The sequence below is a fragment of the Bacteroidales bacterium genome (assembly GCA_014860575.1).
Lineage (GTDB): Bacteria > Bacteroidota > Bacteroidia > Bacteroidales > JAAYJT01 > JAAYJT01.
In genome coordinates, this window is sequence record JACZJK010000055.1 from 1 (window position 1) to 24,992 (window position 24,992).

The window sequence follows — 24,992 nt, forward strand, 5'->3', positions numbered from 1 at the left end:
CAATAGAACATTCGAATTATGAACCGCCAACCAGCAACCAGTAACCACCAGCTACCAGCAACCAGTAACCAGCAACCAGCAACCAGCAACCAACCCCTAAACCTCTAAACTCTCTAAACCCCTAAACCTTCTAAAAAAAATCCAATGAATAATAAATTTCTACTTTCCACTACGTCCCTGATCCTCCTCGTATCCCATGTTTTTGCCTGCACCAATATTATTGTGACCCGCGGAGCCTCGGTGGATGGCTCGGTAATGATCACCTATGCGGCTGATTCGCACATTCGTTACGGCGAACTCTATCACCGGCCGGCAGCCCATCACCCAGAAAGTGCAACCGTGAAACTGTGCGACCGCGGAACGGCTAAATTTCTTGGCGAAGTGCCACAGGTTCCATACACCTATAATGTAATCGGTTTTATGAACGAACACCAGGTAGCCATTGGTGAAACCACCTTCGGAGGCCGTAGTGAGCTTCATGACACCACCGGAATGGTAGATTACGGAAGCCTGATGTTCCTGAGCATGCAACGAAGCCGCACCGCGCGTGAAGCCATTGCCTGGATTGCACGTTTGGTTGAAGAACATGGTTATTACAGTACCGGCGAATCATTTTCCATTTCCGATGCCAACGAGGCGTGGATCATGGAAATTATCGGCAAAGGAATGGACCTCTATCATGATGAAAACGGCGTTTTGCGCAACCGCAACCAGGGCGCTGTGTGGGTAGCCATCCGCATTCCCGATGGTTATGTAAGCGCCCACGCCAACCATGCACGGATCATGAACTTCCCCTTATCGGATGGAAAAACTTCAATCGGCAGCAAGGAAATTGAAAAAATAAGCAATCCGGAAGTCGAAGTGGTGTATGCGCACGATGTCATTGAGTTCGCACGGAAACAAGGGTATTTTAAGGGCGCTGATACTGAATTCAGTTTCAGCGATGTGTACGCTCCGATTGATTTTGGTGCCTTGCGTTTTTGCGAAATCAGGGTTTGGTCATTTTTCAAGGAAATAAACGATGAGATGAACCAATATGCCGGATATGCCTCGGGCTTCGAACCAGAAAACAGAATGCCTTTGTTTATAAAGCCCAATCGCAAGTTAAGCGTGAGCGACCTGAAGTCTTTTATGCGCGATCATCTTACCGGAACCGATCTTGACCTGCGCAATGATTTTGGTGCAGGACCACATAAATTGCCTTACCGCTGGCGTCCGCTCACTTTTAAACTAGATGATAAAACATATTTCCATGAAAGGTCAACGGCTACGCAGCAAACCGGGTTTTCTTATGTTGCGCAGTCAAGGAACTGGCTTCCCGATGCTGTTGGCGGAATTTTTTGGTTTGGCGTTGACGACGCTGCAACTACCGTTTATATTCCAATGTATTCAAGTATGACCCGCGTGCCGGAAACCTTCGCAGAAGGCAATGGCGATATGCTGACCTATTCAGACAACTCCGCCTTCTGGGTGTTCAACCGGGTGGCCAATTTTGCTTATCTGCGGTATGATCTTATGAGCAGCGACATCATCGATGTACAGCAGGAACTTGAAAGCCGGTTTGTGGCCATGAATACTGCCATTGATAAGGCTGCCATTGCACTCCATGAATCTGATCCCGCTATGGCAAGGGAATTCCTGACTGATTATTCGGTGGACGCCGGCAACCAGGTTGTAAAAAGATGGCAGGATCTCAGCAATTTCCTGCTTGTTAAATACATGGATGGCAATGTGAAACCCGAGAAAGACGGGGAGTTCCTCAGAAACCCACATGGTTATCCGGTTCCCCCGGAGCATCCGGGCTATCCGGAGTGGTGGCTGCGCAAACTCATTGAAGAAACCGGTGACAAGTTTGAATATCGTTTTTAGGAATAGCCTTTTCTGAACCCATATACATGTTGAAGCCAAATAAGCCTGATATCTTCCTGCTGCTTATTGCTGCGATTCTGGTATTATTAAATTCATGCCGGCAACCCCTTTCAAAGGATGAAGCTGAAACCCACCTGAGGGCATTTGATAATGAAATTATCACTTTATCAAAAGGTTTGGAGCACAGCAGGACGTTTACAATCCTGAAAGAAATCCTTGCGGTCGAAAATGTGCCTGTACCGTTTTACGCGCATAAGAGCACATTGCAGGCTTCGACAAGCTCAGCCACAGGGATTCAACGCTTTGATTTTGACCAACACAAAGGCCAGTATGTGTTGGATACCATCACCAAACTTTTTATTCGATCCGGGACATCAGATTCGATCATCATACATTATGACTGGAAAGTTGACAAGATCATGCCTGTTCGATTGATCATAACAAATTACACCGAAGAAGCGAGTAGCAGCAGCCTGATGTTTCCCACCAGTTTTGCAGCAGCCATGTATGTGGGCGAGTTCCTGGCTGTTAGCATTGAACATGAAGCCAGGCTGGAACATCAATTGCCCGTTGAAGCACACTTGAGGCTTAAACTTGAAAATTACTTGCTGTTGATGGATATGAACACAAGGCTGAGAAAAGATCATGGCAAACTAAAGATGGCCGTGAAAGTTTCCAAGGATTCAAAGGAGCTGGCGAGCTGGAAAGTGAAATCCAACATCAATATGACCGAACAGGGAACATTCTTTTTTCGATCCATCAATTCGCAGTTTGCTATGTTTCCTGTTCAAATTGATGCTGATATTGATAACGATGCCATTGATGGAAATACTGTTGATTACATTGGAGAATTCAACAAACACAGCCGGATGGTTGCAAGCCGGATAAGAGATGGCAGAAAGTTGGGTGAGATCAAGCTCAGAACAAGGGAAGCAAGCGATAAACTTGATTATGTTTTCTATTACAGCGATGGCTCTTACATGTATATCGAGGATTTGCTCTTTTCGGCCAAACATCTGCTGAATATCAAAAAGTGAGAATATCTGTAGTTGTTCTGCTATAGAGTAAAACATTCAGGTGATGAGTTAGCAATCGCCAGTTGGCAGTTGGCAAAAAATGAAACAATAAAATGAAAAACTAATACAGTATCACTGCATCACTGTATCCGCCATCCAAGCCAATAGCCCGTGCTTTCGGCGGACAAGTCACTGCATCACAATGAGAGCGACAACACGAAAGCTGGTTTCGTCCTTATCTGTCTAAAACCTTGCCCGGCCTTCGAAATCCCGCGTGTTATCAAACCAGGGACTGGAGATTAAATCGCTGGGATATACAAAATAGCCTCCATTCGGATCGAGGTCAATGCCAGTGACATAATAAACCGATTGCCAGATCAGCTGCGAGCAATACCAATGCGTGTTATCTGCCCAGCTTGCGCGTTTTCCTTCATTGACAAGCAATTCAACCTCTGGAGTTTCAGGGAAACGCTTCATGGCGTTCCAACTTGAATAACTTCCTTTTTGTGATCGCACAAAAGCAATGATTGAATCAACCTGGCTTTCTGTAATATTCAGGCGCAACCTGTAACGGTTTCCGGCAAACCTGGGCGCAAAAGTATTATTATGTATTGCCGGATCATCGCTGATGATAAAACCTGGCACTTCCCTTAACTGATGGATTCTATGAACGGGCCGGGCGTGGGACTCAAAAATCATGCAGGATGCGAGCAAGCTGTCGGCGGACATATTTTTAGCGCCTACGGTAACAATTGCGGCATGGCCATAACCCCAGCCACCTTCAACAAATGAAGTTCCGGGAAGGATGTTCAGGTTTGGTTTCACGATAATGTCGCCTTTCCTGAGCTCCGAAATACCAGCATACGCCAAATCAGAGGCTTCATTTTGTGCCTTTATGGCTTCGCTTTGTGGTTCATAACGATGTTTATCTTCATCCGAAAGGCACGAACCCAGTAATATGGAATAAAAAAGGAACTGGAAAATGGATTTCATTAATTCAAATTTCATTGAAGCCAGACGACAACCGTTTTGACCTATTAATTCATCGGATAACTCTCTGGCATTGATTTAGCCATGAATTGTCCGTTGCTTTCAAATAAATAACAAAATTATCTTTTATGCATAATAATTCAAAATAATTTGACTTTTAACACTTACAAATAATATCTTTGCGGCATAAAACACATCATTAATTTAAATTTTATTGCTATGAAAACAAGAATTAGTTTATTTTCAGTACTGTTGATCTTTCTTTCAATGTCACTTATTACCTGTAAGAAAGACAAAGAAGAACTTTCAGCCGAAGATGCGAAGATCGAAATCAGATCAGCCAGTCAAACCGTTCAGGCCAACATGAATGAAATGATGGCTACACCGGCAATGTCTTCAATGATTTACTTGTCAGAACTCATGAATATGGAAGGCGACTGGAAATCATCTGCAATCAATATGGAAAAATACAACCTTGCCGTGTTTAACAAGATTATCAGGGATAACCTCAAAGATGATGAGATAGATCCTGAAGAAGGCGGCGAATACACCTTTAATTTTATAACCGAAGAATTTGATCTGACCGACCCAAGCCTGTCCGATCTTGTGCTCCTGTTTCCAGCCGATGAGGAAGCCATGGCCAACGAAGAAATTAACGGAAGCCTGAAATTAGAAGATATTGAATTTGTGGAAATTGAATACACAGATGAATGGGGTACCTACACTGAGCAAGTACTTACAAAAGTAAAGGCTACACTCAAGATTGATAACCTGACCGTTATGACCTGCACATACAATGCTACCCTGAATAGTGAAGGATTGCCGGTTGCCACATCAATTACCTATACAATGGATCCTTATCAGTTAACTCTTACACAAACGGGAAGTGGCGTAAATTACACCTCTACGGCTTCTTTGAAAAAAGACGGCGATGTGCTGCTGAGTTATAATCTTACTATCAAATACACGGCAGACCAGGATGATATTGAAAAACTTTCTGGAAATTTCCAGCTCACACCCTTAAGGTTTGAAGGGGAAATCAATGGAACGGGTATGAATACCTGTAGTGAGTTAGATGTTGACTGCATGAACGATCATTTGGACGTAGAAGTTATTCAGACAGAGAATAACAGTATCATCGGTCACATCGAATTTCGTTTGTTCTATGACACGTACTGGGAGGAAAGTTATCCTGAACCAGTAATTGTTTATTCTGACGGAACCTATGAATGGCTTTTCGAAGCGTTGGGCGTTGAACTTGAAGGGCTGAAAGCCGGCATTTTAAAGAGATAAACCATTTTATATCAAGATATTGAAGACCGCGACCTTACAAGGTTGCGGTTTTTTATGATCCCAGTTAAGATGCTTGACATCGCACTGGATCGTGAGAATCGCATTTGGTAGTTGTTTTAACAAAAAAATAAATTCAAATAAAACTTGCTATCTGCTTCTTCGATGCTTAATTTTGGGGCACCATTGTTTATCAGAAGATCCATTTATTAACCACAATCCAATTTCAAATGAAAAATCTATTTCTGCTTAGAAAAGCCGGGTTTTCCGTGCTATTCATTATTATGATCGCAGTTAGTCTTTCTAATTGCAAGAAAGACGACGAAGAAATTCCGCAACTCGGAAACTTGTCCATCACTCCCCAGGAAGCGCTTGTAAATGTGAACACCCAACTATCGGCACATATTAAAGTTCCGCCAGGCATTGACGCAGGCGATACCTTGCGGCTGATAAAAATTGCTGCCAATGGAAATTCCCTGGAAATAGGGTATTTACTTGACAACGGTGACCTTGCCAACGCTGGCGACGATATTAAAGGCGACCGGGTTTTCAGCGGGAGGTTTAATATTAATGAACCGGCAAAAGGTCAGATTAAATTCCAGGCTGTTGCAAAGCTTAAAGACAGTTCAGAAGAGGTTGAATCAGTGATAGCTTTTTTTGAGGTGTATAACGATCTCAATTCTTCTGATGTAAAGGCCTTGTTTACGATCCAGGGCAACGTTGCCGCTCAGCTCGACAATTATTTAAACGGTAATCAAAACAATGCCGAAAGCGCCGTAACCCAGCTTGTGCAATGGTTGAAGTCGCAACCCGAAGTGCAATCGGTTGAGCAGGACGGAATCACTTCTTTGGAGATCAAATACAAATCGGGGCTGATGGGTGGTGTTATCATCTCATTGCTCGACGAAAACGGTTTAAGCGATTCAAGGGGCGGACTTGTTGCAAATGAAATTATATATCCGGATCGCGGAAAAACAGCGGCTATTCCGCTTTCAAAACAAACCCGTGGTGAGAATTATCCTGAAACTAAAAGCTCTCTTTCGTTTGACCCCAATACAATTGGTAACCGTAATGTTTTTATTTATGCCGCTTATGAAGCCGTATGGCGAAACAATGAAAGACCTCATATTATCAATATCCTGGACAGTTTGGCCTGCGGCGATTTTCCTGTGAATTACTATCTCAACCAGGAATGTACTATTGACCGCTTATACGATATTACCGCATACGGTATTGTTGTGTTTGCAACGCATGGCTCCGGCGGCAAGGCAATACTGACGGCAGAAATTGCAGATACTCTTCTCGCTGCATATCAAACCTATAAACCCATGATGCAGGGTGCGAACCCTAAAATCGGTATCTCGAAAAATATTGGTATCAGTAAAACTGGCACTGTTACCACGCGATCCGATGTTTATAAGGTGTATGAGTCTTTTATTTCCGCCTTACCGGGGGAATTCCCTCAAAGTGTGATCCTGAATAATTCATGCGCCAGCGATAAAACCTCAAATCTGCGCGATGCATTTATTGGTAAAGGAGCAAAAACCTATTATGGTTATACCGAGTCAGTTGACGGGGCTTTTTGCGTTCCTGTTGCCAGAGATGTTTTTACTACCCTTGCTAAGAATGCAAAAACGACGGGTGAGGTTAGCAAAATAAATCAATCACACCCTGGTCCGCCAACTACTACTTTTAAGATCAGAGGCTCATCAACAATGAAGTTTGCCTTATCGCTCATCAACGGAAATTTTGAAGATGGTCATCTGGGCTGGACCAGGAACGGCGACGGAAGAATGATCAGCCAGTTGGGCTACATTACTCCTCCTGGCGGAAATTATATGGGCATCATATCCACAGGGCTTGGATATACAACAGAGACGGGGAATATTTCACAATCCTTTAATATTCCATCAAACGCGTCTGAGTTAAGCCTGAAGTGGAATTTCCTTTCCGAAGAATTCCTTGAATATATTGGCTCACCCTACCAGGATCGTTTTCAATTGGTGCTGATCAGTGAAGATCTTGGAGAGGAAATAATTCTTAACAAGTCCATTGACTTAATTGCTGCTGAGTTTGGTGCTTCGGCCCCAACAGCAGATATTCCGGAAGGAATTCCCGGGGATCTGATCGCAGTCTCGCCAGATATTGTATTTGACCGCGGTGGCGTATTCATGACCGGATGGCAAACATCTAGCTTCGATATTTCAGCATACAAAGGCAAATGTGTATCGCTCGTCCTCCGCTGCACCGACGTTGGCGATAGCATTTACGATACAGCCATACTCCTTGACGATGTTTCAATAAATTAGCGTTCCAGCTTTTCGGATCGAAAAAGAAGAATATGATCAGAACAGGAATTCAGGTTATTACCTGGGTTCCTGTTTTTTTTAGAAACATGTGTATAAATACAGCACAGCAATTGAGATCACAAAGCTGAGTATCGTTACAATGATGCCTGGTTTCAGAAACTCAAAGAAACCGATTTTAATGCCTTCGCGCTCTGCGACTTCAATGACGATGAGGTTGGCTATAGCGCCGATGATCGTGGCATTGCCTGCCAGGGTTGAAGCCGAGGCCAAAGTAAGCCAAAGCAATTCACTAGCGGCTGCTTTCATGAATGGCAGCATCACAACAGTGAAAGGCACATTGCTTACAACCTGCACCAGCGCCAGGCTGATACCGTGGATCGCACCGATGCCCATCAAATCGTCAGAAAAAAGATTGGCATCAATATAACGAATCAGCAAACCTGACTTTTCGAGGCCTTCAACAACAATGAACAATGAAGCAAAAAACAGCAGCAGAACCCAATCTACTTTCTCTATTACGCGCGATGGTTTTATTTTACCCAGCAGCAGGATCAGAGAACCACCGATAAGCGCGATCATCGGGATTGAAAGGTTCAGGTTCGAACCGAGAAAAAACAACAAAATCACTAGCAGAAATACTGGTACTGAATATTTCATGGAAGCGAAATGATACTCAAAGCCTTGGTTCTGAAAGATAATGGGCTGTTTGTTCCTGAACGTTGTTGGATAAACCCAGCGCACTACCCAAACAATAATCAGCATGCTCAGTAAGCTGACAGGAGCCAGTTTCCACAAAAACTCCGCATAACCGATTCCTGAGTTTACACCAATCAGCATGTTTTGGGGATTTCCAGTAATCGCCATCACACTGCCGGCGTTGGCAGCCAGAATTTCGGCAATAAGGTAGGGGACAGGGTTCAGTTTTGAGTTCCGGCAAATCATGATAATCACAGGCGTAAACAACAATACAACAGCATCATTAACCAGAAAAGCGCTTGCAATCCCTGTAAAGAAAGTGATAATGATGAGCAAACGCCATTGGTTGGCAGCATACGCAATGGTTTTGCTGGCAATGAATGAAAAGAAACCATCAAGCTGAAGTGTGGCGATGACGATCATCATACCCAGCAGCAAGGCAATGGTGTCAAAATCAACAGCATCAATGGCTTCTTCAAAGCTGAGCACGCCAAAGAGTATCATGGCAACGGCGCCAAAAAATGCTGCCGAAGGCCTGTCAATGTTTGCTTTTGGCAAGCGGGTAAAAATGATGCCGATGTAAGTGATGACAAAAATGATCAGCGCAGTGGTTTGCATTTTCTTTGGTTATGTGAAGCGCCAAAATTATGAATATTGAGCCTACATTGTAAGGTCATAGCAAAATCGTTAATTGCGGCTAAAGCCTTATCTTTTTATTTTCTGATGAGGATGTCTCAAAAGGTCTAATCTTGTCATCCTGATCCGCCGCTGTGGAGAAGGATCTCTTCTAAGCTTCAAAACCAGTTCCTTCGTTACACTCAGGATGACAAAAAATCGTAAACACACACGTTTTGAGATAGTCTTTAATATTCAGCAAGTTGAGCGGCTTTAGCCACATTAAAAACCATTTAGCTCCAACTGAATATTTACCTGCTAAATGGCCGGTTCATTTTTCGAAACCTGTTCCAGGACTTTCTTACCTTTACCGAAATTTTGCAATATTCTGTTAATCATCTAAAAATGCCGAATAAACCTCTGTTTATAATACTAGCTTTTGTCACACTGTTATTCAAACTTATTGCACAGCCTGCATTTCCTGAACCGGGTCCGTTATATGTTTCCAACACCGTTCCAAGAATTGATATTGTGATCCATCCCGATTCATTGGCCTGGATTTACGAGAACGTTGAAAGCAATCATGAATTCAGGGCAACCTTCGTTTTCAACAATGGAGATATTCATGATACGATCAACGATATTGGGTTCAGGTTGAGAGGAAACACATCGCGGCATTCACAAAAGAAATCGCTGAAGGTTTCCTTCAATACCTTTATTTCCGGACGAAAATATCATGGCGTGGAAAAGCTCAATCTGAATGGCGAGCACAACGACCCTTCGGTGATCAGGGCAAGGCTGGTGTGGGATATTTTCAACCAAAGCAAGGTAGCTGTTCCACGATCCAATCATGTTAGGGTTTACATCAATGGCAACTACTATGGCCTGTACATCAATGTGGAGCATATTGATGAGAACTTTGTAAAATCACGGTTTGGGAACAATGATGGTGATCTCTACAAATGCCTTTGGCCGGCTGACCTTGATTATCTTGGTTCGAACCCGAACCTTTACAAACTTGAACATAGCGGAAGACGGGTTTATGATCTGAAAATTCAGGAAAACGACGACTATACATTGATTGCTGAATTTATTAACACGCTCAACAATACCACTATAAGCCAATTACCCTGCGAACTCGAAAAGATCTTTAATGTGCAGGATTATCTGAAGATTGCTGCGCTGGATATCCTCACGGCCAACTGGGATGGCTACATTTTTAACAAGAACAATTTTTATCTTTATTTTAACACTGACACCGGGCTATTTGAGTACATTCCTTACGATGTTGACAATTCATTCGGCATTGACTGGTTCAATGTCAATTGGTCAACCCGGAATATTTATTCCTGGAATCCTTCTTCGAGTTCAGAAAAGCGGGCGCTCTACTCTCGCATCATGCAAGTGCCTGAATACAAGGCGCAGTTTACCTATTACCTGAAGCAGGCTGTTAACCATGTCACCGCAACCCAGACTTTTATAGATTCCGTCAACAGCATTAAGGATTTAATTTCGCCTTACCTGGTTTACGATCCATATTACCCGCTTGATTATGGCTACAATATGAACTCATTCAACAACTCGTATTATCAGGCGCTTGGCGACCACGTCCCGATTGGTTTGTTTCCATTCTTCACCAACCGCAACGCTTCAGCGCTTGCACAGGCCAGCAATATAAATGCACCGCCGATGATTAAGTATATCAGGCATAATCATCCACGGCCCGGTCAGCAGGTGCTTATAAATGCATTTGTTGAAGACGAGGATGAAAACCCTCTTGTTGAAGTTGAATACCGTGTGAATGGAAATGCATGGAGCCAGGTAACGATGTCCGACGATGGCCAGCAAAACGATGGACTTGCTGGTGATAAAACCTTTGGCGTTTACCTGGATGCTTTCCCTGCAAATACAATGCTCGAATTCAGGATAAGCGCCGGTGATTCTCAGCAGTCAAGCTCGCTGAAACCTTGCGATCCGGTTTTCTGGCTGATCGCGCACCCATCAGGAGTATCACTGTATATCAATGAATTTATGGCCAGCAACAGCACCACCATTGCTGATGAATTTGGCGAGTACGACGATTGGATTGAGATTTTCAATGCCGGTAGCGAACCCGTCTGGCTTGGGGATAAATATCTTAGCGATAACCTGAATAATCCGACAAAATGGGCATTCCCAGATACGACGATCAGTGCCGGAGGTTTCCTGATCGTGTGGGCCGATGGTCAACCGGAACAGGGGCCTATGCATACACCATATAAACTGGACAAGGATGGCGAAGAAATTGGTTTGTTCGATAATGAGGTTTCAAATTATGCTTTGATTGACAGTTACGTTTATGGATCTCAGGAGACGGATATTTCCATGGGCCGTAATGGTGACGGGGCAGGGGAGTGGGTGTTTTTTACGACCCCAACACCGGGTAGCAGCAATGGAGTTTCAGGAATCCAAAATCCGGAATCGCCCATCAAACCGTTGAATTTCTGGCCAAATCCTGTCACAGGCAATTTCATATATTTCGATGAAGCTGTGGACTTCCAGATTTTCAACCTGCAAGGCTTGATGCTCATGCAGGCTGAAAAGGTTCAAAATGCTGATATCACAGATTTACCGGCAGGGATTTACCTTGTTAAAGCTTTAGAACACAGTGCTGTAAAGCTGGTGATTCTCAGGCGTTAATTTGTAAACACCACTTTTCCATTAACTTCGTCAACCAGGATTCTCTGATCCCTGCTCAGTTTACCGGCCAGCAACTCTTTTGAAAGTACATTCAGGACTTCGCGCTGGATAACCCGTTTGAGGGGCCTGGCGCCATACTGAGGATCAAAGCCCAATTGTGCAATAAGTTTGATCGCCGCATCCGTATAGGCCATATTGAATCCATTCTGCTCAAGCATTGATTTTACTGCTTCAAGCTGCAGTTTTACAATGCCTTCAATTTCATTTTCAGTCAGTGGCCTGAACATGATAATTTCGTCAATCCTGTTTAAAAATTCGGGCCGAATGCTGTGCCTGAGCAGGTCAAACACCTGCTGACGGGTAATTTCTATTTGCTCTTCCCGGTTCTCATCACTCATTTTTTCAAACATTTCCTGGATCAGGTGCGAACCTATATTTGAAGTCATGATAATGATACTATTCCGGAAATCAGCAGTCCGGCCTTTATTATCAGTTAAACGGCCGTCATCCAACACCTGCAGCAAGATATTAAACACATCGGGATGTGCTTTTTCAATTTCGTCGAGCAGCACAACGGCGTAGGGTCTACGGCGGATCTTTTCAGTCAGCTGCCCACCTTCATCGTAGCCAACATAGCCCGGAGGGGCTCCAATAAGCCTGGATACGGTATGCCTTTCCTGGTATTCCGACATATCAATCCTCACCATGGCGTTCTCATCGTTAAACAGATACTCCGCCAAAGCCTTAGCCAGTTCTGTTTTGCCTACACCGGTGGTTCCCATAAAGATAAAGGAGCCTACAGGCCTTTTGGCATCCTGCAATCCGGCACGGCTGCGGCGGATGGCATTGGCCAGGGCCTCAATTGCTTCATCCTGGCCTACCACACGTTTGTGCAGTTCAACTTCCAGGTTCAACAGTTTTTCCCGTTCGCTCTGCAGCATCCGGTTAACCGGAATCCCTGTCCAGCGCGAAACGATTTCTGCAATTTCTTCGGCCCCCACTTCTTCATTTACCATCGGGTCATCACCTTGCAGTTTCTGCAGTTTCGTTTTAAGATGTTCAAGCTGGATCTCGGCATTTTTGATAAGGCCATATCTTATCTCTGCAACCCTGCCGTAATTTCCTTCACGCTCGGCATGCTCTGCTTCGAACTTGAAATTTTCAATAGCTTTCTTTTGCTGCTGTATCTTGTCAACCACTTCTTTTTCCGATTGCCATTTGGCTTTCAGGCTGTTTCGCGATTCGCTCAGGTTGGCCAATTCGCGGTTGAGTTGCTCAAGCTTATCCTTATCGTTTTCCCTTTTGATCGCTTCGCGCTCAATTTCAAGCTGCCTGATCCTGCGCTCAACCTCATCAAGGGCTTCCGGCACCGAATTGATTTCGAGCCGAAGCTTTGATGCTGCTTCATCAATCAGGTCAATGGCTTTATCAGGAAGAAACCTGTCAGTGATATAGCGCTGCGACAGCTCAACTGCCGAAATGATCGCTTCATCTTTGATCCGAACCTGATGATGCGATTCGTAGCGTTCTTTCAGGCCTCTCAAAATTGAAATTGCATCGGGTGTAGAAGGTTCATTGATCATCACAATCTGGAACCTCCGCTCCAGGGCTTTGTCTTTCTCGAAGTATTTCTGGTATTCCTTAAGCGTCGTTGCTCCAATGGCGCGTAACTCGCCACGGGCAAGGGTAGGTTTTAATATATTGGCAGCGTCCATTGCTCCTTCACCACCACCGGCGCCAACCAGCGTATGGATCTCATCAATGAAAAGTACAACTTCCCCATCCGATGAAATTACTTCCTTTACGACACTTTTTAAGCGTTCCTCAAACTCGCCTTTGTATTTTGCCCCGGCAATGAGTGCGCCCATATCAAGTGAATAAACCTGCTTGCTCTTCAGGTTTTCAGGAACGTCGCCATTGATGATCCTGTGCGCAAGTCCTTCGGCAATGGCAGTTTTTCCGACTCCTGGTTCGCCAATCAGGATGGGATTGTTTTTTGTGCGTCGTGTAAGAATTTGCAAAACCCTGCGTATTTCATCATCACGGCCGATTACCGGATCCAGTTTGCCCTCGCGTGCAAGTTCATTGAGGTTGCGTGCATATCGGTTCAATGCATTGTAAGTGTCCTCAGCAGTTTTACTCTTCACCGGGTTTCCCTGTCGCAACATTTTGATGGCCTGCTTAAGGTCTTTTAAGTTTATTCCCTCTGCTTTAAGCATCTGGGCGGTTTGGTCGCCTGCTTGCAAAATGGCAAGCAACAGATGTTCTATGGCAACAAATTCATCCCCGGATTCTTTCAGGAAAGAACTCGCTTTCACAAGCGTTTCCCGAGCTTCATTGCTGAAATATCGTTCAGCCCCACTTACTTTTGGAAGGCTCTTTAGGATTTCATCTGCCTGTTGGCCAATGCGATCCGGATTCGCATTCAGTTTCTTGAATAAGAAAGGCGCTACATTTTCATCAACAGCCAAAATTCCTTTGAGGATATGGACATTTTCAATGGCTTGGTGCTGAAAGCCCGTGGCAATCTCTTGTGCCTTTTGAATGGCCTCCTGCGATTTTATTGTGAAGTTGTTCAGGTTCATAAGTGTAAAATTATTTTTTAGTTGCTTAGGTTTCGAAATTAACGCCCGTAGATACAGATCGCTTTTTTGTGATGCAGTGATGCAGTAATGCAGTACGGGATTTTTGCCAACTGCAGACTGTCTACTGCCAACTTTTCCATCAAACGGAGAACTGTAAAACCTCGTGGGTTATATGTTTTTAAAATTGAAATTGATCTGTTGCTTACCTCACTTTGTGCTATTTCAACGGCGAAAACAGCAAATCAAGATTCGTTCCAACACCATTACATGTTGTTAATCATTCAATTGCGTCATGAGTATTCAAAGCGTAACTGTCAATGTGGCCGGGATGCTCAGTAAACCTCCGGAACAAAACTCTGATCGGCAAACGGTGTTCTGACGTATCCTTTGCCTTCAGGCCGGGGTGGCAGTTTAGTGATGGAAGGTGGCAACTCTTTATAAGGAACCATGCTTAGTAAATGATGAATCGTGTTGAGCCTGGCCCGGCGTTTATCATCGGCATTAACAACCCACCAGGGCGATTGCTTGGTATCGGTATAAGAAAACATTTCATCCTTAGCTCTTGAATACTCAACCCAACGGCTCCTAGATTCCAGGTCCATCGGGCTAAGCTTCCATATTTTGGTTGGATCCAACAGGCGGTTTTGAAATCTTTCTTCTTGCTCCTCTTCGCTAACCGAGAACCAATATTTGATCAGAATAATGCCCGAGCGGATAAGCATCCGTTCAAAATTTGGACAGGATCGCAAAAACTCCCAGTATTCCTCATCACTGCAATAACCCATCACGCGTTCAACCCCGGCACGGTTGTACCAACTGCGATCGAACAAAACCATTTCGCCGGCAGCAGGCAGGTGGGGAGCATAACGCTGATAATACCATTGTGTTTTTTCCTTTTCAGTCGGAACACCAAGAGCGACAACGCGGCAGATGCGGGGATTGAGTGGTTGAGTGATCCTGGCGATAACGCCGCCCTTACCGGCAGCATCCCTGCCCTCAAAAATGATCACTACTTTTAATCCATGATCTTTTACCCAATCCTGAAGCCTGACCAGCTCAACCTGTAAACGCCCCAGTTCTTCCTTATAGAATTTTCGGGGCAGTTTCTTGTCTTTGGATAAGTCACTGTTTTCTTCCATGGTGATGAGCGTTTAATTACTGATCTATTTCATCATATCGTATTCAGAAAGAAGTATATCCAGGTTTTCAAATTTTGCTCTATAATCATCCATTGATCTGCGGATCACTTCATGTGCTTCAGCAGCATTGTAGGTATGGGTGATTTCACAATCCCTCGGGTTTCCCGGTAAATCCTTGTAAGTAAGAAAATAATGCTTCAGGCGTTGGACCACGAGATCCGGACAATCAGCAACATCAGTATAATGGCCGTACACTGCGTCATCCTTCAGCACTGCGATAATTTTATCGTCTGCCTGGTTAAGATCAATCATTCTGAACCCTCCGATAGGAATTGCATGTACAAGGATATCGCCATGAGAAATTGATTTTTCAGCAAGCACGCAAATATCCAGTGGATCACCATCGCCTATTACATCAGTTCTGCCGGTTTTTTCTTTGGCAAATTCAGCAATTTTTTCCGCACACAGTGTTTGGGGGATAAAGCCATACAGCGCCGGCAGCACATTGGAATATTTCTGTGGCCGGTCAATGCGCAGGTAACCGCTTACTTTGTCCACTTCATACTTAACAGTGTCAGTAGTTACCATTTCAATATAACAAGTAAGTATTTCGGGCGCTCTGTGGCCCACTTCCACCCCATGCCAGGGATGTGATTTATACCTGAGACCCATCAATCTTCCTATTGGGTCCATTAAGCGATTTCCCATTGGATTATAATTTTTAGAAAACAAATGTAACGAATCGTAGCGGATAAGTAACTATATTTCTTGGTTCCAGCGAAAAGTCTATCAGGGATGCGGTTTGATCGTTAAAATGACAAATCATAAAATAATTGATTTGAGAACAAGAATTAAAGAATTATGATTTTCGAACATAGGATGGCACTTCATAAATCGCTGTTCGTTAACTTAGCGAAGCGTTCTCACCGGAGGTAATACTTGTTCGCACTTCTTCAAAAAATCCTCGCGTTACCGCGCTTTCGTGGTAATATCCCGCTAAACTCTCTAAACTTCTAAACTCTCTAAACCCGATTTCGTTGTAAGCCTTATCCCGACTTTCATTTTGAGTTTGTTCCAGGACGCAATAGGAATGAACTGCATCCGCTTGGCATCAATCACTGTAATATTACCGCTCCCTGACAATGTATGCATGCCCTTGCTGAATTGCCATTTTTTTAAAGGGAAAAGTTCAGTAGCTGGTTGTTCAATAAATTCTTCCGGGCTGAGTGTAAGCACTTGGTTGATAACAAGGCTTCCGCCGTAGGTTCTGCTGCAATTCTGGGCCGGACGATACAATGTGTTGCCAACAATGAATGGTTTACCGGCAGATCTTGATGAGCTTATATCTGTTTTTACCGGATTGTTGATATGTGCTTGAAATGGGCCTTCCATTTGCGTTGAATACCATATATATAAACTTTCCGATGGGTAGCCAAGCATGGTTCCAAACAGCCACCAATATGCACCCCACTTAAACAAAACAGGGTCAATAATTGGTTCTGGCAATAAATCAGTAACATGCTCAAAACTCTTTTCATTGCAACTCAGCCGGTACAAACTCAATTTGCCTGAGGCAGCATTTTCTGGCAGGCAGTAAATATCAACCCCGTGTTCGAAAAGAAAAGGAAATGAAAAGTGTGAACCATCATTCAGCGCTGCAACACCGGTTTCATTTGATTCATTCAAGTCAAGTGTGAGTTGTCCGATATCGCCACGCATGCCACTGTAATCGTATTTTTCATACACAACACGATGCACTTCACCAAGGTTATAAACAAAGGGATCGGCAACATAGGTGTTACTCGAAGGCTTTGGCAACCATTTGATTCGCTTGCTGTAAGCATCCCATCTGAACGCTACTTTTTCCATGGGTGCTTCAATGTAACCTATATTCCATTTTTCATGCAACAAAATATCTTTCAGATGGAACCTGATCCGGTTCGTAGAAATTTTGATAGCAAACCAAATCATGAGAAGGTTTCCCGGAGCTTTGCTGACCTGTGCCTGGGTAGAACTACCGGGTGCATCAAGATATCCTGCAATGTCATTTTGAATATCATTGCAAACCTGCAATACCCAGGGAACAGAGCCTGCATAAACGCGTTCCAGGTTTTCGCGGTATGAATGTTTGATTGTACCGAACCATCCTTTGCGCAATATTACTCCCCCATCGAGTTTCTCATTGAGTTTTTGCAATACAGCGCCGGTGACAGGGTCGTTCCTGTAAATCTCCCAGAAACAGGGCGGACCGCCACGATACCGTTGCTCATCGCCGTGGTGAAACGACCAGATACCATACCTTGCAGCCTGCAGCACTTTTCCCCTGAGGATGTTGAAACCAAACCTCAGGATAAAATCCAGCTTTTGTTGCAGTATAAAACTTACATCCTCATCAGCAAAGAATTCGCTGAAATCAACCTTCCGGATCTGACAATACTGAACAGGAACGTTTTTCAACGTTTGGCTCATTTCAACTTCCTGCTTCATAACAGGCTTAAAGATGTAGCGCTGGTATAAGCGGTATAGCAGTAACTTCCAGGGGTATTGTTTAAACTTTTGAAATCCGGAAATACTGCTTTCTTCTTTGGCCTTCATGATAATCAGCGAGGGTTGATGGCCATTTGCTATCAGCAGCTCAGTAATTTCGGCCTGCCAGCGATAAAACGTCAGGGAACTGCATAAGATGCCGAATTTCAATCCTTCGCGCTCAGACATATTCATTATTTGGTTGACGCTGATATGATGCTTTCGTATTTTTCAAACAACGCTTTTCCAACACTTTCATTGCTGAACCGCTCAATGGCAATGTTACGCATGGCGGATGAATCAAAGCTTCCCTTTTTGCTGATGGCTAAAACAATGCTGTTCACGATGACATCGGGACTGCTTCCCGGGATGATCAAACCCAAATCCGGTTTAAAAATTTCGGGGAAAATGCCTACGGGCGTCGAAAGCACAGGAATGCCGCACGCAAGGCTTTCAGCCACTACCGTACTGAAGGTCTCATAAAAACTTGTCTGGATAAGAAAATCGCTTTGCTGCAGCAACTTCACAAGCATTTTGGGCTGTAATGTTCCATGGAAAATGGCTTCATGCTGACTCAATCCAAGATTTGTTGCCAGGGCTTCCATTTCAATGCGGTCAATTCCATCGCCTACAAGATCAAGTGTTACGGGGATATTTTGTGCTTTGAGCAGTTGCATTGCTTTTAGCAAACCGGAAATATTTTTTGATTTATCCTCGAAGCAACTGATATGAATCAACCTCGTCACAGTGTTTTGAGGCTTGGTTTCAGAAGGTTTGAAAAGATCCGTATCAACTGCATTGGCAAGCGTGAAATGATGCCGGTGGTTCAGACCATGCACTTCCATAGCCTGATAAAGTGAGGCTGAAACTGGGAGCAGCATCTCCGAACGTTTTAAGATAAATCGGGTGATTTTCTTACGGAAAAAGCCATGAAACGCATTGTGTTCAGGAAAGTACCGCGACCAGTGTTCGGAAATCAGATAAGGAATGCCATGAAACCATTTTAGCAAAAGTGCGAAAATTGCAGGCCGGGTAAGAATATGAACATGCACCAGATCGGGCTTATTTCTCTTAAGCCTGATCGTTTTGTAGCCACGCCAGCAAGCAGTAAAATATCTGAAACCGTTGATCAGGTTATTGAGAAGCCCAATCCCGCCTGTAGCTTTCCTGATATAAATGGTACAATTGTAATAAGAATCATCAATTGTGTTCACCATATAGAAAACTGCAGCTTGTTTTTCAACGAAATGCAGGAATAGCACGCTGTTTTCGCATTTCCCGGCAAGGCAGAGCAAATGATTTTTCACAAATAAACCCCACATTGAATCATCGCGGTGCGGAAACCAACGCGGGATATGCAGGACGTGAATTTTTTGCCGCTCAGTTTGCATGCTGGGTTTTAATCAGAAATAATGATCAGGCTTTTATTGAAAAAGACAATTCCGGCCTAATATCCAAAAATTTGCTCAAGTGTCAGGAACTCTACTTCGCCATATTGTTCCAGAGTGTTCATATCCAGATCATCGCGTTTGCCAAGTACAAGAATATGATAGTTTTTCTCTTTCAGATACTTTTCCTGGAACGATTTAAGGTCGTTAAATTCCATTGTTGGAACACTGGCAAACACATCTTTCCGGATATCGTAGTCAAGCCCCATTCTTTTGGCGCGCTCGTAATTGAACAATATGCTGGACTTGGTAATACGCTCTGTCCTGATCTGCTCTTCAATGGCTTCCTGGGCTGTTTTGAAACTTCTTTCCGATTCGGGCATGTTATTGATCAGATCCGCCATTCCGCCCATGGCTTCGGGCAATTTATCGTTTTGCGTTCCGATGAATGAAGTAATATAATGCGAACGATCGGGTCGCGATGGAATTGAATAGCGGGCATAAGCGCTGTAAGCAAGCCCCTTGGCTTCGCGAAGTTCCTGAAATACAATTGACGACATACCGGCTCCGAAATATTCATTGAAAAGTGAAATAGATGGAAGCATGGATGAATTGTATCTGTCGGATTTTGAAAGCATGACAATTTCTACCTGCTTCATATCATAATCAACAACAAATACCTTGTTTGACTGGATGTCATTTTCGGCAAATTTCTTTTCTTCGGGCAACGGCTTAAACTCCTGTGGCAAGTTGTGATGCTTCTGCAACATTGCGGTCAGATCCTCCTGGCTATGGGTACCATAATAAAGTATGCGGTGTTCGTACGAAGAAAGGCCTGTGATAATATCTATCAGTTCCTGCGCTTCAAGCTTCTCCAGTTCATCTGCGCTAAGCATATTGGTGTAAGGCGATTCTTCACCATAGACAACATAATTATACATCGCTCCCCATAATATGGCTGATTTGGATAATTTGTTATCATTACGGCGCTTCAACACGTCTTGCACGAGGTTGCTCAAGGCTTCTTCGTTGGCCTGGGCATTGGCAAGCAAATGCTCAAACAGATTGAGTCCTTGCTGAAAATTTTCAGTAAGTCCGGTCAGGGTTACATACACCTGGTCTTCGCTGCTGAAAACATTAAATGAGCAGCCGGTTTTATAAAATTCCTGTTGAATTTCGGAAGGGCTATATTCTGTTGTGCCTAAGTATTTCAAATAATTCAGCGCGAGGCTAAGTTTTGTATCATGGTTGGTTCCCAGATCAAAGATGTAATAAAGGTTGAAAATATCATTTTCGGTATTTTGACTGTAGTAAACCGGAACCCGGTTTGAATAGGAAAATTGTTGGATATCTTTTTGGTAATCAAGAAATACGGGTTCTATCTTAGGAGTTTCGGTAGCCAGGATTTCTTTCACAAAACCGGATTGTGCAACCCTGTTCACTTCAATAGGTGTGATGGGTGGTTTGTCCATTTTGATGATCGAATCATCAACACCGGTGCGTTTATAAACAACCACATAATTATCAGCATAGTTTTGTTTGGCAAAGTTTACAATGTCTTCCTTGGTGATTTTTGAAAGCCTGTCGAGCCTGTTGGCGACATATGAATAAGGCACCTCCATCAGGAAAGAACTGTACATGGTACTGACCCTGGCCCAGTTGCTTTCAAACGAGCGTAGCTCGCGCATCTTGAAATCATTGATAATTGCGCTCACCATCCAATCGGGGAAATCACCTTTTTTCACAAGTTCAATCTGTTCAAGTATCAGTTCGGCAACTTCTTCAAGCGTTTGCCCCTGTTTAGGAGTTCCTGAAAAAATATGTGTTGAATAATCTTGTTTAATATACGCTGAACTGCTGGCTGAAAGCACTTTCTGCGCCTGAACGAGGTTCAGGTCAAGCAGCCCCGCTGTGCGGTTGGTAAGGATCATGCTCATAATGCTGAGCATGTCTGCATCGCGGTCGGCATATCCTTGTAGTCTGAACCCAATGCGAAGGCTTTCAGCATCAGGGCCCACAACTTCCCTGACAACGGGTTTTGTGATGGGGGCTTCAATGGCCGGTTCAAAAGGCGTTAAAGGCCTGGGCTCTAACACACTGAATTTCTCATCAATCTGTCGGATAACTACATCCGGATCGAACTCGCCTGACATGGCTATGGCCATATTATTAGGCACATAACGGCTGTTATAGTATTCCTTCAGGCTAAGCAGCGAAGGGTTTTTTAAATGTTCCTGCGAACCCAGGGTGGTTTGGGTTCCATAGGTATGGTTCGGATAAAGACCTGCCATCAGCGCTTCCATCACTTTCCGGCCATCATTATCCAGGCTCATGTTTTTCTCTTCATAAACGGTTTCCAGTTCTGTATGGAAAAGTCTGAACACCGGTTTGCTGAAACGCTCGGCTTCAATGCTCAGCCACTTCTCGAGTTGGTTCGAAGGAATATCGTTGATATACACCGTTTGCTCAACACCCGTAAAGGCATTTGTTCCTTTGGCGCCAATGGCCGACATCATCATATCATACTCATTGGCAATGGCCAAACGGGAGGCGAGAGTTGATATGCTGTCAATATTTTCGTAAACGGCAAGCCTTTCAGCTGGATCATCCAACGCCCTGAACACTTCAAAAAGGCTGTCAACCTGGTTCAGGAAATACTGCTCTTCCACATAGTTCATGGTTCCATAATTTTCTGAACCTTTGAACATCATGTGTTCAAGATAATGGCTAAGGCCGGTATTGTCAGTAGGGTCGTGCTTACTTCCAGTGCGAACGGCAATGGCGGTTTGAATCCTTGGGGCATCTTTATATACGCTTAAAAAAACGGTCAGGCCATTTTCAAGCGTGTAAATTCTCGCCTGCAGCGGATCGCCCGGTATACTTTTGTATTCATACACTTTTTGTGCATAGCCTGAATAAGTTGCCAGGAAAAAAGTAAATAACATACTGGCAATGATCAACAAAGGGGTAATTTTTTTCATAAGGTTTGATTTATATTCATTTGGTAAAATTAGTTAAGATTCATGAATAAAGAAGTTTTCCGGAATTATACGCAGTCCTGTAGGCCTTGAAGATAGCAGGAGCGGGCGATAAAGGAAAGCAACGTACCGGCTATGGCTTGCCGGTTTCAGGGTTCAAAAGATTTTCAAGCACCCCCAGGTTTCTTACTACTGCTTCGTCTTTTTCCCAATCTTTGATTCTTTTCAGGGCATCTGCCGATTTTTGATAGTCGCCCATTTTATAGTAAGTCGCTGAAAGATTGATATATGCCTCTTTGTGTTCGGGAATAATCTCAAGTACCTTTTCCAGGCACTCAATGGCTTCCTCATACCTGCCCACCTGGTAATAGGATTGTCCCATCCAGTGAAGTATCCACATATTATTAGGGAATTGCCTGAAAGCTTTTTCATACGCCACCACAGCTTCAGGGTGGCGGTTGAGTTTGGCAAGCGCCATTCCTTCATAATACTCAGGTGGATTCGACAAGGGATCGAGGCTTTTGAAAGGGTTCGTAGCCATTTGCGCATTATGCAGGTAAGCCCGCCAGTTCTCAGCCTTCATTGCACTCAGGGCTTTGTTCAGGTAGTTTTCCTGCACGGTGGTGTTGTATCCATACATTGCCCCAAAAACCGAAAAAATGATTACAGGTGTTAAAATGGCCCTGCGGCTTGGATTAAAAGGCAGGGCAGGTGAAAAGGCCTGTAGCATAGCGAGTGATCCGCCAATAAAAATGCCCATATAAACCTGGTGGTTGATGCGTTCGTAAGGGAAACTGAAAAATGAAACAGCGAGGTAAGCAACAATCCCGGCAAAAAAGAGCAATGCAAGTATCTTATCTTCAGTTTTCGGGCTGCGCCTGATGATGCGCAGGAGATAGTAAAATGCGAAGCCAAAATAAGCAAGGTATAGCAAGAACCCGATTAATCCTTTTTCGGCAAAGACCCAGAGAAAGTCGTTATGAGGCCTTGCCCAGTTTAATTGCGGAACCTGATCGAACTTACCGTCAAAATAATAGGCAGCGTTAAGCCGCCAGTTACCGGCGCCGGTTCCTGTAAGTGGCCGGTCTTTAATCAGCTCTATGGTTGATTTCCAGATATTGAGCCGGTGAACATTATCCTTTGAACCTGTATCCGTAATTGACCTGACGCGACCAAGCAAGGACCTAGGGTCTTCGGGTTTCTCTATACTGAAAATAATCGCAATTCCAATCAGCCCGGCAAGCATTCCTCCAATCAGGATATTGCGGTAGAGCAGGGGAAGGCTGAGGCTGCGCGCATAAAACACATAAATTACCGTAACTGCAGCGAATGATACAGCCAATCCAACCCAAACAGCGCGGGTCTGAACCAGGACAATCATAACCAGCAACAACAAAGCCGTTACGATGGCTGCGGCTCTCCAGGCTCCCCTGTAAATGTAAATTGCATAAGCAACGAATGGAAGCATGAGCATCAGCGCTGTTGAGTATTCATTTTTATGAAACATCAAGCCTGAAACAAGGTAAATCACAGGCCTGCCATCAGGCAGCAATGTTACTGTGCCGGTGATCACGTGCTTGTAATACTGCACTGCTCCAATTATCAGAGCGATGCCGGCGGCAACAATTACAAATTTTGGAAGTTTTTTCTGCCAGCCATCAGAGTGTGAAAACACAAGGGCTGAGATACCCACAACCGACACAAAGAGAAAGGTTCGTACAATATCATAAAAACTCTCCCTGTAATTAACTGCGAATGCAATGGAGATAATTACAACTGCCAGGTAGCCAAGCAATACCGGGAATATGTTTCGCCGGAATATTGAGAAACTGAAGTGGCTGACTTTCTTTCTGCCAAAAAACCAAAATGCCATCAAAAGCACAAACACGCTGAGCGCCATGGTTCGCGGCATTAAGGCCTGGTCAAGGGCACGGGGGATGTGAAAAACAGGGATGAAAATGATTGTGAATACGGTAAAAATGTTAAAAAGCAGCGTAGGATTACGTGCTGGCTCCTTTCGGGGATTTTTTTTAGCAGGCTTCATCTTTTGGTTATTGCAAACTATAAATAGCTTTGTGGGTAAGAAAGTTCAAAAATAAATAATTTACTTTTGCCGGCTGATGCCAGAAAAACACACATGCGTATATTTCTTAAAAATTTAGCAAATAATGCAAAACAGGGCTCTCTGGCTGACCGCTTAAGGCAAAAACGGTTCAGGTTATTCCTGAGCCTTATACATGAACTGCCTCGCCCGATAAAAATAATTGATGTAGGTGGCACAGGCCTTTTCTGGGAACGCATGGGTTTCACCGGGCAGCCCGGAGTAAGCATCACTCTTATAAATCTTAAACCATCGGCAGTTGATTATGAAGGTTTTACCTTTGTTACAGGCGATGCGCTCGATTTGAAGCAGTTTGGCGATCAGGAATTTGATATTGCATTCTCAAATTCTGTGATTGAGCATGTGGGAAGTTTCGGGGATCAGCAGAAAATGGCAGCGGAGATGATGCGCGTGGCAAAGAAAATCTTTCTTCAAACCCCCAACTATTATTTTCCGCTCGAACCCCATTTCCTTTTTCCGTTTTTTCAGTTTTTTCCCCTGTGGTTGCAGGCAAGCCTTCTTCAATATTTCAATCTTGGATGGTATAACAAGGTCCCCGACCGTAAAAAAGCCATACAAATCTGCCTTTCCGTGCGGTTGTTGAAAAAAAGCGAGTTAAAGCGTTTGTTTCCGGGGGCAAGATTTTATGAGGAAAAATTTTTCGGATTAGTGAAATCTTTTATCGTATTGAAATGATGCCAATTAAATATTTTTTATTTATTATTTTTGAACTTAATCTGAAATCATAGGTTTTTAAGGCATTGCCGGGTAATAAGATTTAGTAATTTCGCTCTGTCACTCAACAAAAATT

At 43.9% G+C, this 24,992-nt stretch carries 15 protein-coding genes; 6 read left to right on the plus strand and 9 right to left on the minus strand.

Annotated elements, in window-relative coordinates:
• Positions 1-144: 144 nt before the first annotated feature.
• Both IH597_14640 and IH597_14645 read left to right on the plus strand, forming a co-directional pair.
• Positions 145-1,869 carry a C69 family dipeptidase gene (locus IH597_14640; protein ID MBE0663690.1) on the plus strand — a complete coding sequence of 575 codons (1,725 nt, stop codon included), beginning with the start codon at positions 145-147 and terminating at the stop codon, positions 1,867-1,869.
• A gap of 26 nt (positions 1,870-1,895) precedes the next feature.
• Positions 1,896-2,906, plus strand: a complete 1,011-nt coding sequence (locus tag IH597_14645) for a hypothetical protein (GenBank protein ID MBE0663691.1) — start codon at positions 1,896-1,898, stop codon at positions 2,904-2,906.
• Between the two features lie 222 nt (positions 2,907-3,128).
• On the opposite strand, the gene IH597_14650 is transcribed toward IH597_14645, so the two are convergent.
• Positions 3,129-3,878, minus strand: a complete 750-nt coding sequence (locus IH597_14650) for a hypothetical protein (GenBank protein ID MBE0663692.1) — start codon at positions 3,876-3,878, stop codon at positions 3,129-3,131.
• A gap of 216 nt (positions 3,879-4,094) precedes the next feature.
• Here IH597_14650 and IH597_14655 point away from each other — a divergent pair, with 216 nt between their 5' ends.
• Positions 4,095-5,168 (plus strand): hypothetical protein, encoded by a 1,074-nt coding sequence (locus IH597_14655; GenBank protein ID MBE0663693.1) that lies wholly within the window; start codon positions 4,095-4,097, stop codon positions 5,166-5,168.
• A 227-nt stretch (positions 5,169-5,395) separates the two neighbouring features.
• On the plus strand, positions 5,396-7,474 hold the full coding sequence (locus tag IH597_14660) for a hypothetical protein (protein MBE0663694.1): 2,079 nt from the start codon (positions 5,396-5,398) through the stop codon (positions 7,472-7,474).
• Positions 7,475-7,552: 78 nt separating this feature from the next.
• Here IH597_14660 and IH597_14665 read toward each other — a convergent pair whose 3' ends face one another.
• Complete coding sequence (locus IH597_14665; protein MBE0663695.1) at positions 7,553-8,788, minus strand: anion transporter; 1,236 nt, start codon at positions 8,786-8,788, stop codon at positions 7,553-7,555.
• Between the two features lie 402 nt (positions 8,789-9,190).
• On the opposite strand from IH597_14665, the gene IH597_14670 reads away from it, so the two are divergent.
• Entirely contained in the window at positions 9,191-11,464 is a 2,274-nt protein-coding gene (locus tag IH597_14670) for a CotH kinase family protein (GenBank protein ID MBE0663696.1), read from the plus strand.
• On the opposite strand, the gene clpB is transcribed toward IH597_14670, so the two are convergent.
• The 7 genes from clpB to IH597_14705 all read right to left on the minus strand — a co-directional run bounded on the left by clpB (position 11,461) and on the right by IH597_14705 (position 24,124).
• Positions 11,461-14,049, minus strand: coding sequence for an ATP-dependent chaperone ClpB (clpB, locus tag IH597_14675; GenBank protein ID MBE0663697.1), 2,589 nt, complete (start codon positions 14,047-14,049; stop codon positions 11,461-11,463). The genes IH597_14670 and clpB overlap by 4 nt on opposite strands.
• A 332-nt stretch (positions 14,050-14,381) precedes the next feature.
• Complete coding sequence (gene ppk2 / locus IH597_14680) at positions 14,382-15,188, minus strand: polyphosphate kinase 2 (GenBank protein ID MBE0663698.1); 807 nt, start codon at positions 15,186-15,188, stop codon at positions 14,382-14,384.
• Positions 15,189-15,212: 24 nt separating this feature from the next.
• Entirely contained in the window at positions 15,213-15,896 is a 684-nt protein-coding gene (locus IH597_14685) for an inorganic pyrophosphatase (protein MBE0663699.1), read from the minus strand.
• Positions 15,897-16,193: 297 nt separating this feature from the next.
• Complete coding sequence (locus tag IH597_14690) at positions 16,194-17,903, minus strand: hypothetical protein (GenBank protein MBE0663700.1); 1,710 nt, start codon at positions 17,901-17,903, stop codon at positions 16,194-16,196.
• A gap of 5 nt (positions 17,904-17,908) precedes the next feature.
• Entirely contained in the window at positions 17,909-19,105 is a 1,197-nt protein-coding gene (locus IH597_14695) for a glycosyltransferase (protein MBE0663701.1), read from the minus strand.
• A 56-nt stretch (positions 19,106-19,161) separates the two neighbouring features.
• Positions 19,162-22,083, minus strand: coding sequence for an insulinase family protein (locus IH597_14700; GenBank protein ID MBE0663702.1), 2,922 nt, complete (start codon positions 22,081-22,083; stop codon positions 19,162-19,164).
• Between the two features lie 130 nt (positions 22,084-22,213).
• The gene (locus IH597_14705; protein ID MBE0663703.1) at positions 22,214-24,124 is read right to left on the minus strand and encodes a tetratricopeptide repeat protein; all 1,911 of its coding nucleotides are present in this window, start codon (positions 24,122-24,124) and stop codon (positions 22,214-22,216) included.
• Positions 24,125-24,217: 93 nt separating this feature from the next.
• On the opposite strand from IH597_14705, the gene IH597_14710 reads away from it, so the two are divergent.
• Positions 24,218-24,877, plus strand: a complete 660-nt coding sequence (locus tag IH597_14710; GenBank protein MBE0663704.1) for a class I SAM-dependent methyltransferase — start codon at positions 24,218-24,220, stop codon at positions 24,875-24,877.
• Positions 24,878-24,992: the final 115 nt, after the last annotated feature.